A 13,680-nucleotide genomic window follows, 5' to 3' on the forward strand; every position below is an offset into this window, starting at 1 on the left:
AAAAACCACAGCTCCCCGACGAGAAATGGGAGATAAAAATAAGCCCCTGGAGTTATGATCCAAGGGCCTACTTTCTCGATGTGTTAACCGGTTCGTGTTACCGACCCAGTTTGCTCCGGAGGAGGGACTCGAACCCCCGACAAAGTGATTAACAGTCACCTGCTCTACCAACTGAGCTACTCCGGATCGTTTTAATTATTTTTTCAAAAATCAGTGATGTTCAATATTCCCCGTCCGTTGAAACCTAGCGACCCACGGAATGAAAGCTTAATCTACTCTGAAATTAAGAAATTTTGCGCGGCGAAATTAAGGGATTGAAGCGCAAAGGACAACTACATCTCCTTTTCGGCTGTCAACAATTTTTCTTTTACGAACAAACCATGTTTGATTTGACTTGAAGTAATATAGACTTTTCCTTTTTCGTCATGGGGTTTTCCAAACACAGAATGAATTGATTTTAAACCACCCATCCATTTCCTCTTATCTGATAAGTAAACAAGATCGCCGGGATTCGCCTTCATTAATATCATATCCTCGGTCGAAAAATGAACTACCGTATCATCGCCATCAACTTGTTTAAAATGGACAAGAACTTTCTGACCTTCTTGATCATTAGGAGCGGCTCCTTTAAATAATTTCCGTGCTACATTGATTGAACCTGCAGTCAATCCATTTGTGTTTGTGATCTCGTCATATTTTACAAAATAGGTTACCAAAAGCGGGATAAAAATAAGAACGGCAGTCGCAGATAGGCACTGCATATAAAGATCTGATATGTTCATTAGCACTACTACAAAGAACGCGATTGCAAGTGCCGTAATTGTATTCATAATCATCTTCGAGTTTTTACCATTTCTGATAATTGAAATTATTTTCACCTGCCATTGGGTGGTTATAGTAACAATTACGGCCACACCAACACATACAAAAGTATTGTACAACGCACGAATATAAGAATACGGATGTGCCTGGTTCATTTCTATACCATGATCAAACGGTGCAATAAAAATTCCGGGGTATCTTGCGCCGAGAATCATGAGTGCCACACCTCCAACAAAAGTTGTTATAACAGCTGAAGGTGTAAATCTTTTCCAAAAAACACCCAAAAATATTCCAACAACAAGTGGAGGCGTTAAAGTTGAATGAAAAAACCCGTGTGCTTCATATACTGTGGGAAAATTTTTGAAAGCAAGCACCGCTAAAACCCCCAACGCAGTAACACCGATTGACGCATAGCGAGCAGCAAGCAATTCTTTTTTATCTCTTTCAATTTCCGAAACCGCCATGCTTTTTAGGAACTGCTTGACCGGGCGATATACATCATTGATGAAGATCGCTGCCGTTGCATTAATAAGTGTATCAACCGTACTCATAAGCGCTGCGGTTAATGCAGCCATTATAAAACCAAACATACCGGGGCTGGCGATAATATTTGCTACAACAACAAAAATTTGATCCGGAGAAACCGATGGGCTCACAATATGGGGACTTTTGACTGATATTGCTTTTCCGACCCATCCCGCATTCCCAACCACAATCGCTGAAATGGGAAGCACAAATAGGATATTTATTGCAGCGGCCTTTCTCCCCTCATTTACATTTTTGCACGCCATAAAACGCATGATGAGCCCTTGATTCATAAATAAAAATCCGATAGAACCGGCTATAGCATCCTGCCAAAATATTCCCACAAAATTAAAATTTGACGGCTGGTTAAAATCTGCCAACGGCAGTTTCCATTCCATGGGTAATAAGTTCCAAAATATATCAAATCCACCTAGATATGTAATTCCAAAAAAGAATAAGAGTAGTCCTGCAAACAAAAGGATGAAACCCTGCAACAGATCAGTGAAAATCACAGCGGTTTGCCCACCAAATGTGATATAAATCCCCGTGATTATTGCAATGACAATTATAGCGCCCATCAGCGTAATCGGCACGGTCATTCCAAACAGGGTAAATGCTTCCGGCAACATGGGGATGACTGCTTTTCCAAGCGTAAGGAACCCGATTCCAATATATCCAATCATGTATAAAAGTAGCAGGATGGTGGCTAAGAATCTTGCCGATGGACTAAATCGTTTTTCGAAATATTCCGGAATTGACCGCACTTTTGAATAAACAATTATCGGAAGCCACCCGAACATAAAAAATGGAATGAAAAACCAGTCATTCAAGTAAGTCATGGAAGAAGATATTCCATGTTCAAACCCTTTAGCCGAATACTTTACAAAACTATGGCTTCCTACACCAGTCGCTACAATAGACATGGTGATGAGCCACCACGAAAATCTTCTACCCCCAAAAAAGAAATCAGAAGTGTTTTTTGTATACCGTCCAAAATAACTACCAAAAAGCATGATGACGATAAAATAAACCACCATTACAATCCAGTCAGTTGATGTACCTATGTTATGAAATGTCTGCATTATGTTTTAGTCTTTTTAGACAATAACGCCAAAACAATAAAAACTACCGCCATTCCAAGTAGAACAATCGGTACGGTATAAACAGAAATTATTCCCAATGCAGCCCAGGTCATCAGTGCATGCATCATCAAATACCAAACAAAACCGAATAAAAGAATCCACATCCATTTTTTATGGGTTCTTCGTTGTAAATCAAATGAACCTGCCTTTATCGTAATATAGATACCGAAGATAAAAAGGATCCCGCCGAGACCATAAAGGTAAATAAAGGGAAGCCAAGTGTGTGAATACAATTCCATCTTTAAATCTCTGCAAACATCGGTTTCATTTTATCGTAAGTCTCTAGCAAACCTTCAACCATGACTTTAGAATTTCCAATAACGGGCATAAAATTTGTATCGCCATTCCATCTTGGCACAATATGATAATGCAAATGTTCTTCAATCCCTGCGCCTCCGGCTTTACCAATATTCGCACCAAAATTGAAACCCTCTGCTTTGATGGTATCTGCTAATATCGACATGCTGTGATTTGCCATTGACATAATTTCAGTTAATACTAATTTACCCACTTCGGTTGGTTTTGATGTATGTTCATAAGGTGAAATCATGAGATGCCCGTTATTATAAGGATACAAATTCATAAGAACAAATGCATGTTGTCCCCGGTGTAAAACCAGATTATTTCTGTCATCTTCACTTTTTGATTTATCGCAAAAAATGCAGCCTTCTTCTTTGGGCGCAGAAACATATTCTATCCTCCAAGGAGCCCAAAGTTTTTTCATATTATCCACAAAAATATTATTCGTCTGAACTTGAGTGTGCAGAAGCTACTTTGCTTTCAAGCTCTCTTGGCATTTCCTCGTAATGGCTAAATGCTTCGGTATGCAATCCACGGCCGCCGGTAAGTGAACGCAATCTCGTTGAATAATGATGCAATTCTCCTTGAGGAACTTGTGCGTTGATCACCTGTAAAGCATCTTCAGAATCCATGCCTTGAATTTTGCCGCGACGACTAGAAAGGTCTCCCATAACATCACCCATAAAATCCTCAGGGACCTTAATGGAAACATCCATGATTGGCTCTAACAGGCAAGGTTTTGCACCTTTAAAAGCTTCTTTGAATGCACCCTTCCCTGCAATTTGAAAAGCAATATCTTTTGAATCAACCGGATGCTGCTTTCCATCATAAAATTCTACCTTAACATCTACAACTCTATAGCCGGCTATAATCCCTTCAGTACAAGCTGCAATGACGCCTTTTTCTACCGAAGGGACGAAAACCCTATCAACATTTTGTCCAACAAGTGATTCATTAAAATCAACGCCGGTTCCTCTTCCTGTGGGCTCAACCCTCATCCATACTTCTGCGAACTGCCCGGCGCCACCGGATTGTTTTTTATGCCGGTATTTTGAACTTCCATTCCCTTTAATGGTCTCCCGATAGGGAATTTTAGGTTTCATCATTTCCAAGTCAACATTGTAATTCCGTTTTAAACTTCCAACTGCAACTTGCAAATGTAATTCACCCTGTCCGGATATAACCGTTTGTTTCAGCTCACCATCTACATGATAGACAAAAGTTGGGTCTTCTTCGTGAAGCGTTGCCAGTCCGACTGCAAGTTTTTCTTCATCTCCCTTGGATTTTGATTTAATCGCCATGTGAATATTAGGATTCGGATAATTTACACCTGTTAAATGGACTGGATGTTTAGAGTCGCACAGCGTATCACCGGTGTGGGTTGATTTAAGTTTAACTACCGCACCAATGTCTCCTGCATTCAGTGTGGATAAACTGGTTCTATTTTTTCCGTTTAAAACAAACATTTGGCCGAATCTTTCTGAATGCCCTTGAGATGCATTGTAAAGATCCATGCCAGTGCTGACAGTGCCTGAATAAACTCTAAAGAAAGATAATTCACCAACGTGCGCTTCGCTGATCGTTTTAAATACAAAAACAACAGGATCCGCCCCATCCAAGCGAACCTCAATTTCTTCTTCAGAGTTTGGTACTCCGGCTTTGACTTTTTCCCTGTCCATTGGAGATGAACCATATTTTGACATGAAGTCCATGAGTCTTGCAACACCAACATTACTTCCAGCTGCAGTACAAAACAGTGGGATAAACGACTGATCCTGAACAGCCTTATGAATCCCACCTCTCATTTCCTCTTCTGAAAGACCACCTTCTTCAAAGAATTTTTCTAAGAGACTATCATCGGATTCAGCAACATATTCAATTAATTCCTCATGGAGTTGATTCACCTTGGCTTCCCAATCTTCCGGCAAAGATTCTTCGGTAAAAGATCCACTTCCATCTGTTTTATAAGTAATGAGTTCTCGCCGGAGGACATCAACAATTTGGTTAAATCCCGGTCCTGCATTCACGGGCAACTGCATGGGGAAAACTTTGTTGCCAAACCGTCTTTTACATTGTGCGAGAATTTCTTCAAATTTGGTGTGCTCACGGTCCAATCCATTTACAACCAAAATTTTCGGAATACCAAAATTGGAACAATAATCAATGACTTGCTCGGTTCCAACTTCAACACCATTTACCGCGTGAATCACAACAACTGAAATGTCTGCAACTGCCAAAGAACTGATAGCTTCACCGATAAAATCCATATAACCTGGTGCATCAATAAAATTGAATTTCTTTCCTTCCCATTCTAAATGAAGCGGAGAAGAATGGATGGAAATCTGTCTTTCTTTTTCTTCAGGATGGTAATCAGAAACGGTACTACCCGCTTCGATGGACCCTAGTCTATTTGTTTCGCTGGCGCAGACCAACATAGATTCTGCAAGCATAGTTTTTCCACAAGTCCCATGCCCAACTAGTGCAAAGTTTCGAATGTCTCCCGATGCATACTCTTTCATTTTATTATTCCTTTTTTAATTTTATAACGGTCTCAAATCGACCATTCTGAATTATCTAATTTAGGCTGTGGAAAATGGGCTAAAGTGTAACAAATCACGCAGACTTTAGGCAAGCCGTTTATCCGGTATTAAATCACAGTAATTATTGCGTTTGATTCCTCGATGAACTCTCGAAGTGCTGGCACGAGATACATTTCCGACACCTTTAACGCATTAAATTCACGAGCTAAAACATGTAAGCGAGATTCAATCGGTTGCATTTTATTTACAACAAGATACTGTTGATTTTCAAGCGTACAAAAACCACCCATAAAATTTCCGGTTCCCAAAACCAATTTAATATTAAGTTTTTCGGCTAATTCCTCAAATAAGGTCATCAATCTTTCAGGTTTTAATTTTTTACTCAAAGCAAATCGTCCCTGTTTTTTGAACTCAAAAAATCAACTAGTAATTTTACATCTTCTACCTTTTCTCGCGGCACCACAAGTGTTGCATCCTCAGAATTAATAACTACAAGATCATTCACTCCAACAACAGCTGTGAACCGTCCATTGCTTTCAATAAAATTATTCTTTCCATCAATGGACGTTGCATCTCCGCGAATCACATTTCCATCTTTATTTTTAGGAGATAAATCAAAAACCGAGTTCCAAGAACCAACGTCACTCCATTTAAATTCTGCTTTAATTACATGCACATGATCTGACTTCTCCATAAGCCCATAATCAATAGATTCTGGGGAAATTTGATCCCAAACACCTGTAATAGATTTTTTCTTTTTTTTCAATGTCTGGATTTGATAAAGATGGTCTCCTAATTCGGGCATGTGAATTCCAATTTGATTTAATAATGCAGAAACTTTCCAAATAAACATGCCTCCGTTCCAAAGAAAATCTCCACTGTTAATAAATCGAGTTGCCAAGTTTAGGTGGGGTTTTTCCGCAAATGTCTTCACCTTGTAGGCATTTTGAAATCCTTTAATCCGTCGTGTGCCATGTTGGATATATCCATATCCGGTGGACGGATAGCTAGGTGTAATGCCAATGGTTACGAGAGAGTCATGTTGCTTTGCGATCCTCGATCCTGTGAAAAGTGCCTTTTGAAATAGCCGATGCCCAACAATAAGATGATCGGCCGGAAAAATTCCCATCACCCCATTCTCATCAATTTGTTTAATCCTTAAAGCGGCAAGACCAATACATGGAGCAGTATTTTTCCCTGATGGCTCCACAATAATATTTTTTTTGCTGATTCCTTTAATTTCTTTTTGGATTAGGGGAGCTAAATCTTTACCTGTTACAATAAAAATACCTTCAACAGATTTCAGTTTCTTGAGCCTGTCAACGGTCATCTGAAGCATGGTTTCTTTACCGATGATCTTCAATAGCTGTTTGGGCCGGTTGGTACGGCTGTATGGCCAAAATCGAGTTCCTCTCCCACCAGCCATAATGACAGCATACATTATTTATTTCCTCCTAAATATATTGGCGGAATCACTTTATCCCAATTTGCCCGAACCTCAATTGTATCTGGCAAAACTGTAAACCATTCGGCTACATGGTGTGGGAATGCTGACCCATGAGAATAGTGTTTATTTGAATCAGTATCTTGAAAAAACATTAACGTATAAAAGCCTTCAGGGATTTTTTTAAACCTAAATTCATTATCAGAATTTACAACAGAAGTTAGCATAGGATGTTCCTTTTCAAGGGATATTGCCTGTACCAATAATTTATCCCTTCCATTGTTGTAAACCTCTCCATCCAAAGATCCGTAACCAATATAATCCCCAACAGAAATCTTTATAGATGTAACGGAATCAATTACCGAAATCCCCGATGTTGTTTTGATACCTTCTCCAAAAATAGTGAGGATGTATTTCTGATTTTCATCCCAGCCATTCTTTGGTTTAATTTGAAAATGAACCGGAGAATTGATATTAGTATCAAACTCAATTTCAATCGAATCCATCGTCTCTAACCGAATATTAGAAGATATATTTTCAGAAAATTTGACGGGATGGGAGGTTATACAATCCAACGATGGCTGATTCTCGCTGTCTGGAATAATGTTTATGGTTTTCGTTGGACTAACCCACATGATTTTAGCCGTATCGTAATCGGCAGGAACTCGCACATCTAATTTGCCGGACTCCATTAAAATAGAATCTCCCAAAGTCAGTTTTTCGATATAAATAGATGAAATACCGGGTGGTGAATTTTCAGGAAAAACAAGATTAACCACATTTGAGTCAATTGGATCAATAAATGTTTTAGCATACAAGGGCATTCCGGAGTCTGGCATTAAGAAAGCGGAATTCAAATCGTGTTTGGAAGACAAACTTCTGTTAAAAGTGATTTGTGCCCAATCCGGTCCTAACCATTCGGCGCGTACTAATGTGTAATTCTCTACCTCGCGAAATGGAATCATATTGACATCAGAAATCGTTTCTGAAGAATCCAGAAAAATGAAAGGTTCCGACGGAATCCCGTATCCCATTCGAGTTGGATTTAATGGCATTCCGGTCATTCTACTATCAAGAGATAAAACCTTATAATGACCGGGTCCAAGAAAACTGAATTTGAAAAATCCTTTATCATCTGCTTCGGCTACAAAGTGAGGCTCTGTCGCAAAAAGACTATCGGAAACTGAATCGGGATTAAATTTCCAAAGATGAACTGAAAATGATTCGTCGCCAAAAATCCTACCGTTAATCATCCCCGAATCAATAATATTCCCTGTGCTAAAAGCAATTTGTACTGGTTCGGCTAGCGGGACACCGTGCTCATCAGTGAGTTGGCGTCCTAATGTTATTACATAGGTTTGGTCCGACATTAAAGTTGATGGAAATGGAATGGTAATCGATTTTTTCTTCAAGATGATTTCTGAATCCAATTCCAACACCGGTGAAAATCGAATAGATTTTTCTATGGTTTTTTCAGCTATATACTCCGAAAAATCGATCGAGATGTTTCCTCCTTTAAAATAAAGCGATTTATTTTCAGGAATTATTTTTATTACTTCCGGAGGCTTAGAATCAGCAGGCCCACCGTCTGGCCTTTGGATTGCCGCACACGAAAAGGCGATGAATGACACCAAAACCCAAGAAATAGCGGTATAATTGTTATTTTTTCTATGCTTCACGGTTGGGAGTTTAGTCCGCATCAGTTGTAAATTCAAATAAAGGCGATAGAATAAATACATCACCTTCTTTAAGATAATTTTAAAACATTATGGCACTTGTTCCATCTTACATCAAAAATTTAGCCAGCTACAAACCGGGCAAACCGATAGAGGAAGTCGTTCGAGAATTTGGGATTGAAAAAGTCATCAAATTGGCATCGAACGAGAATGCCCTCGGTCCTTCTCCCAAAGCAATGACTGCAATAAAGCAATCATTACAGTCCTCACATCGATATCCCGATGCCCTCGGCATTTCTTTGCGAACCAAACTCGCTGAAAAGTTTAATGTCAAAATCGACAACGTTATATTAGGTGCCGGATCAGAAGGCATCATGTCCACAATAATTCGGACATTTCTTTTAAGTGATGATGAATTGGTATCGGCAGCGAATTCATTTATCGGTTTCAGAGTTCTTGCAAATGCGTCCGGACGAAAAGTGCATTGGGTACCCATGAAAAATAACCAATATGATTTAAAAACCATGGCTGCCGCCATCAATGATTATACCAAAATTATTTATATCGCTAATCCAGATAATCCGATGGGAACCTATGTATCGCAAAAAGAATTTGATGATTTTTATGAGCAAGTACCAGCGAGAGTGCTCATTATTTTGGATGAAGCCTATTATGAGTTTGCTCATGATTATCCCAACTATCCCGACTCCATGAATTATCGCTATGATAACGTGATTACACTTCGCACATTTTCCAAAGCGTATGGCTTAGCAGGAATCCGGATTGGCTACGGATTCGCCCATGAAAGTTTGATCGAAAATTTGATTAAGGTAAAAGTACCGTTTGAACCGTCTCTTCTTGCTCAAGTTGCAGGCATTGCAGCATTGGATGATGGTGATTTTCTTCAGAAAACATTGGACCTAAATAAAAATGGAAAAACATATTTGACTGGTGAGCTCAAAAAATTGAAGGTAGAAACTGTCCCAAGTGTTACTAATTTTATTACTACCATTTGGGAATCTAAAGAACAAGCTGCAAACATTTCTAATACACTACTAAATAAAGGGATAATCGTTAGACCGTTAACTGCATTTGGCTGGCCGACATGTATTCGTATATCGGTTGGTCTCGAAGAAGAAAATCATGATTTTATCAAAAAGCTTACAGAAATTCTATAGATATCAATGAATTATAGAACCACATTTTCACAATTTTAATCAACGGAGCGCCATCATGGCAATGATTACAACCGAATGGACGGGAACTGAATATTTCCCTATAACAGAATTAAGTCATTTAGAATTTTATGTGGGAAATGCAAAGCAGGCTGTCCACTATTACCGATCTGTTTTTGGATTTCAACCGCATGCTTACTCCGGACCTGAAACAGGTCAAAATGATAGCGTTAGTTACGTTTTAAAACAGAACAAAATTTTCTTTGTTATCACAACTCCCCTCACTTCAAGCCATCCGGCTTCTGATTGGTTAAAACAACATGGCGACGGTGTACGAGATGTTGCTTTCTCTGTGGATTGCGCCGAAACAGCCCATGATTCTTGTGTTAGCCGAAACGCCAAATCTGTTCATTCATCAAAATCTTGGGAAGACAAAACGGGTATTTTTAAAAAATCCGCCATACAAACCTATGGAGAAACGATTCATTCATTCGTAGAAACAAAAAATTATGACGGACTTTGGGCGCCGGATTATGAGCCACTTACATTACCTGAATTAAAATTTGATGATCCCGGCTTGCTTTTCATTGACCATATTGTAGGGAATGTTGAAGAAGGAAAAATGAATGAATGGCGAGATTTTTATGAAAACGTATTTGGCTTCACAAATTTTGTCGTGTTTGATGAAAACGATATTTCAACTCAATTTTCCGCATTAAAAAGTCGTGTAATGCGATCTAAAAACTGGAAAATAAAATTCCCCATTAATGAGCCTGCATCCGGGTTAAAAAAATCTCAAATTGAAGAATATCTGGATTTTAATGAAGGCCCTGGCGTTCAGCATATAGCTCTTTTAACCGAGGATATTATTAAAACGATCACTGCACTGCGGAATAATGGTGTGGATTTTCTATATGTCCCTGAAACATATTACGATGATTTGTCTAACCGTATCGGCACGATTGACGAGGCGATGGAAAAACTGAGAGATCTTGGTATCCTGGTTGATCGTGATGATGAAGGATATTTGCTCCAGCTTTTTTCAAAACCAGTCGAAGATCGCCCGACGCTATTTTATGAAATCATTCAAAGAAAAGGGTCACGCGGATTTGGGCAGGGAAATTTTCAAGCACTTTTTGAATCAATTGAGCGGGAGCAAGATGCCCGCGGTAATCTTTAATTGAAAGGACACTAATGAAGTTTGTAACATACATTGAAAAAGGTCGCGATTCTCATCGTTTTGGTTTCATCAAAGATGAAATGGTTGTGGATGTTTTAAGAGCGGCTATATATATCCATGAATCATCCGGTTCATCCGAATTCCTATCTATTCCATCCTCATTAAAATCGTGTCTGAAGAACTGGAATACCTTGCTGCCTGCATTACAAAATCTTGATAGAGCTCTACCGGATTCCGGTTTAACCGAGTTGCTGGGAGGAGAACATTTAATCGCGCAAAATCAACCGGATGTAAAATTCCTTCCGCCGGTGAATGATCCTGCCACTTTCAGAGATTTCTATGTATTTGAACAACATGTAAAAGCAGCTCGAAAAGGACGAGGTTTAGACATGCATCCAAGTTGGTATGAATTTCCGGTTTTTTATTATTCAAATCCTGTGAACCTTTTTGGTCATAAGGAAGGTTTTCCTTTTCCCAATGGTTGTGAAAAGCTTGATTTTGAATTGGAATTGGCAATTATCACCGCCAATGGAGGAAAAGATATTTCCGCAAAAGATGCCGACACTGTTATTGGTGGCTATACCATTTTAAATGATTGGTCTGCTCGAGATTTTCAAAAAGAAGAAATGGTGTTAAACATGGGACCAGCAAAAGGAAAAGATTTTGGATCCTGTTTTGGTCCGTATATGGTGACACCAGATGAATTAGCAGATGCATGGGATAGCGATGGGAAATTGCAACTTAGCATGACCGTCCATGTCAATGGGAAACAACTTTCCGATGGGAATGCAAACGACATGTATCATTCTTGGGGAGACATTATCGAGCGTGCCAGTCGAAATACTCAAATTGTTGCCGGTGAATACATCGGATCTGGAACCGTCGGCACAGGTTGCATCATGGAACTAAAACCTGAAAATACAGGTGGATGGATTCAAAAAGGCGATGTTGTCAGACTCGAGATTGAGCGACTAGGAGTTTTAGAAAACAAGGTTATATAGGGAGGAATAATGCCATTTTATCAACAAAGAGGAAACATACCCACTAAGCGTCATATTCAATTTCGAAATAGTGACGGAAATCTTTATTGGGAGGAGTTGATTAGTCGAGAAGGGTTCAATTTCATGTATTCCAATGTGTACCATATCCACGAACCTGCTGTTGTTTCGAAGGTAGGAAAATTTCAGGAAATCCATTTGGAAGCTTGGAATAATGAGCACCGCCATCACCATTTAAAAAGCAACAATCTTCAATCTGACGGTGATGCAATAACTGCTCGTATTCCATTATTTTTTAATGATGACTGCGTCCTTTCTAAAGCACATGTGAAAAAAAATATGAATTATTATTATCGAAACGGTCATTTTGACGAAATTATTTTTATTCACAATGGATCAGGGTTATTTAAATCTAATTTTGGAAATTTGGAAGTTTCATCAGGCGATCAATTGATTATTCCGCGGGGAATCATTTGGCAATTAGCTGTAAGTGAAAAATTGAATTTATTCATTGTTGAATCTTCCGGGCCGGTAGAAACCCCTGACCGCTACCGAAACCGGCAAGGACAATTACTTGAACATTCTCCCTTTAGCGAAAGAGATATTCGAACTCCAGAATTTGTAGAACCGCAAACTGATGGTCCTATTATTGTAAAAACAAGATTCAATGGCGGTTATCAAACCTATGAATATGCAACACATCCTTGTGATCTTGTGGGTTGGGATGGTTATTATTTTCCGTGGGTATTTAATATAAAAGATTTTATGCCAATTACAGGGAAAGTTCATTTGCCGCCGCCTATTCATCAAATATTACAATCTCCCGGGTTTGTTATTTGCAATTTTGTACCACGGTTGTTTGATTATCATCCAGAAGCCATCCCTGCGCCTTATGCGCACAGCAATGTAGATTCAGATGAACTCCTCTACTATGCAGAAGGAAAATTCATGAGCCGTAAAGGGATCGAAGAGGGATCCATCACCTTTCATCCAATGGGACTTCCTCACGGACCTCAACCGGGAAAAATCGAAGAATCTATTGGTGCTAAAGAGACATTTGAATATGCCGTAATGGTTGATACGTTTAAGCCATTGAAAATCACTACGGCCTCAAAAGATGTGGATGTTGACAGCTATCCCTATTCCTGGGCCGAAAATGAACAATGAAACATCGATCCTGTTTCAGAATTAATGCTCTGAAATGATTATCGATCCCGCGAATCAGTCTTTTAAGGACAATCATAAAATCATGATTGGTTCCATTGTGCCAAGACCAATTGCTCTTGTTTCTACACTTTCAAAAGACGGTACCCCAAATTTGGCGCCGTTTTCATATTTTAATGGTGTTTGTGCTAACCCGCCGACCATCATGTTTGCACCGAGTAGACGTGGATACGACGGAAAAGTCAAAGATACACTAAATAATATCCGCAATAATAAGGAATTTGTAATCAACATCGTGTCCGAAGGATTCGTAGATCAAATGGTGAAATGCTCCACTGATTTTGAACCAGACGTAAATGAATTTGATATTTCAGAATTAACACCGGCTCCATCAAAGAAAGTTGGGCCTTCGCTGGTTAAAGAATCCAAAGTCAACTTTGAGTGTGAACTCAATCAAATTGTAGAAATCGGAGACGGGACAGCCGGAAGCGGATTTATTGTAATTGGAACTGTGGTGTTATTTCATGTGGATGATTCTGTTTTTCAAGATGGCCGAATTAATCTCGAATCATTAAATCCTGTTGGACGGCTTGCAGGTAATAACTATACTCGCATAACAGATACATTTGAATCAATTCGGCAAATTAAGCCGGATAGATAAATCCAGATTAATAAAAAACCGCCCCTTTCGTCCCATACTGTTAAAGGATTGAA

11 protein-coding genes, 1 tRNA gene and 1 pseudogene are annotated in these 13,680 nt (G+C 39.2%); 5 read left to right on the top strand and 8 right to left on the bottom strand.

Going from position 1 to position 13,680, the window contains the following annotated elements; genetic code table 11:
* Positions 1-113 precede the first annotated feature (113 nt).
* The 8 genes and pseudogenes from HOD97_01080 to HOD97_01115 all read right to left on the bottom strand — a co-directional run bounded on the left by HOD97_01080 (position 114) and on the right by HOD97_01115 (position 8,473).
* Positions 114-186, bottom strand: a tRNA-Asn gene (locus tag HOD97_01080).
* Positions 187-332: 146 nt separating this feature from the next.
* Complete coding sequence (locus HOD97_01085) at positions 333-2,429, bottom strand: sodium:solute symporter family protein (GenBank protein ID MBT4280203.1); 2,097 nt, start codon at positions 2,427-2,429, stop codon at positions 333-335.
* Positions 2,430-2,518: 89 nt separating this feature from the next.
* Positions 2,519-2,728 (bottom strand): annotated as a pseudogene (locus HOD97_01090) (hypothetical protein).
* A gap of 2 nt (positions 2,729-2,730) precedes the next feature.
* The gene (locus tag HOD97_01095; GenBank protein ID MBT4280204.1) at positions 2,731-3,213 is read right to left on the bottom strand and encodes an HIT domain-containing protein; all 483 of its coding nucleotides are present in this window, start codon (positions 3,211-3,213) and stop codon (positions 2,731-2,733) included.
* A gap of 16 nt (positions 3,214-3,229) precedes the next feature.
* Positions 3,230-5,308, bottom strand: a complete 2,079-nt coding sequence (locus HOD97_01100; protein MBT4280205.1) for an elongation factor G — start codon at positions 5,306-5,308, stop codon at positions 3,230-3,232.
* 128 nt (positions 5,309-5,436) lie between these two features.
* Positions 5,437-5,715 (bottom strand): hypothetical protein, encoded by a 279-nt coding sequence (locus HOD97_01105; protein ID MBT4280206.1) that lies wholly within the window; start codon positions 5,713-5,715, stop codon positions 5,437-5,439.
* Positions 5,712-6,770 (bottom strand): NTP transferase domain-containing protein, encoded by a 1,059-nt coding sequence (locus HOD97_01110; protein ID MBT4280207.1) that lies wholly within the window; start codon positions 6,768-6,770, stop codon positions 5,712-5,714. Before HOD97_01110 ends, HOD97_01105 begins: the two co-directional genes overlap by 4 nt.
* A complete protein-coding gene (locus HOD97_01115; protein MBT4280208.1) occupies positions 6,770-8,473 on the bottom strand; it encodes an Ig-like domain-containing protein in 1,704 nt (567 codons plus the stop codon). Before HOD97_01115 ends, HOD97_01110 begins: the two co-directional genes overlap by 1 nt.
* Before the next feature lie 68 nt (positions 8,474-8,541).
* Here HOD97_01115 and HOD97_01120 point away from each other — a divergent pair, with 68 nt between their 5' ends.
* The 5 genes from HOD97_01120 (at position 8,542) to HOD97_01140 (ending at position 13,627) form a co-directional block, all read left to right on the top strand.
* Complete coding sequence (locus tag HOD97_01120; GenBank protein MBT4280209.1) at positions 8,542-9,627, top strand: histidinol-phosphate transaminase; 1,086 nt, start codon at positions 8,542-8,544, stop codon at positions 9,625-9,627.
* A gap of 55 nt (positions 9,628-9,682) precedes the next feature.
* On the top strand, positions 9,683-10,804 hold the full coding sequence (gene hppD / locus HOD97_01125) for a 4-hydroxyphenylpyruvate dioxygenase (protein MBT4280210.1): 1,122 nt from the start codon (positions 9,683-9,685) through the stop codon (positions 10,802-10,804).
* An 80-nt stretch (positions 10,805-10,884) separates the two neighbouring features.
* On the top strand, positions 10,885-11,805 hold the full coding sequence (locus tag HOD97_01130; GenBank protein MBT4280211.1) for a fumarylacetoacetate hydrolase family protein: 921 nt from the start codon (positions 10,885-10,887) through the stop codon (positions 11,803-11,805).
* Positions 11,806-11,814: 9 nt separating this feature from the next.
* Entirely contained in the window at positions 11,815-12,969 is a 1,155-nt protein-coding gene (locus HOD97_01135; protein ID MBT4280212.1) for a homogentisate 1,2-dioxygenase, read from the top strand.
* A 34-nt stretch (positions 12,970-13,003) separates the two neighbouring features.
* Positions 13,004-13,627 carry a flavin reductase family protein gene (locus tag HOD97_01140; protein ID MBT4280213.1) on the top strand — a complete coding sequence of 208 codons (624 nt, stop codon included), beginning with the start codon at positions 13,004-13,006 and terminating at the stop codon, positions 13,625-13,627.
* Positions 13,628-13,680 lie beyond the last annotated feature (53 nt).

It is taken from the genome of Candidatus Neomarinimicrobiota bacterium (genome assembly GCA_018651745.1).
GTDB lineage: Bacteria > Fidelibacterota > Marinisomatia > Marinisomatales > TCS55 > JAAZYX01.

Bases quoted from the DNA above. Each gene is read 5' to 3' on its own strand.
- HOD97_01085 (MBT4280203.1), bottom strand. From the start codon at position 2,429: ATGCAGACATTTCATAACATAGGTACATCAACTGACTGGATTGTAATG.
- HOD97_01095 (MBT4280204.1), bottom strand. From the start codon at position 3,213: ATGAAAAAACTTTGGGCTCCTTGGAGGATAGAATATGTTTCTGCGCCC.
- HOD97_01100 (MBT4280205.1), bottom strand. From the start codon at position 5,308: ATGAAAGAGTATGCATCGGGAGACATTCGAAACTTTGCACTAGTTGGG.
- HOD97_01110 (MBT4280207.1), bottom strand. From the start codon at position 6,770: ATGTATGCTGTCATTATGGCTGGTGGGAGAGGAACTCGATTTTGGCCA.
- HOD97_01115 (MBT4280208.1), bottom strand. From the start codon at position 8,473: ATGCGGACTAAACTCCCAACCGTGAAGCATAGAAAAAATAACAATTAT.
- HOD97_01120 (MBT4280209.1), top strand. From the start codon at position 8,542: ATGGCACTTGTTCCATCTTACATCAAAAATTTAGCCAGCTACAAACCG.
- hppD (MBT4280210.1), top strand. From the start codon at position 9,683: ATGGCAATGATTACAACCGAATGGACGGGAACTGAATATTTCCCTATA.
- HOD97_01130 (MBT4280211.1), top strand. From the start codon at position 10,885: ATGGTTGTGGATGTTTTAAGAGCGGCTATATATATCCATGAATCATCC.
- HOD97_01135 (MBT4280212.1), top strand. From the start codon at position 11,815: ATGCCATTTTATCAACAAAGAGGAAACATACCCACTAAGCGTCATATT.
- HOD97_01140 (MBT4280213.1), top strand. From the start codon at position 13,004: ATGATTATCGATCCCGCGAATCAGTCTTTTAAGGACAATCATAAAATC.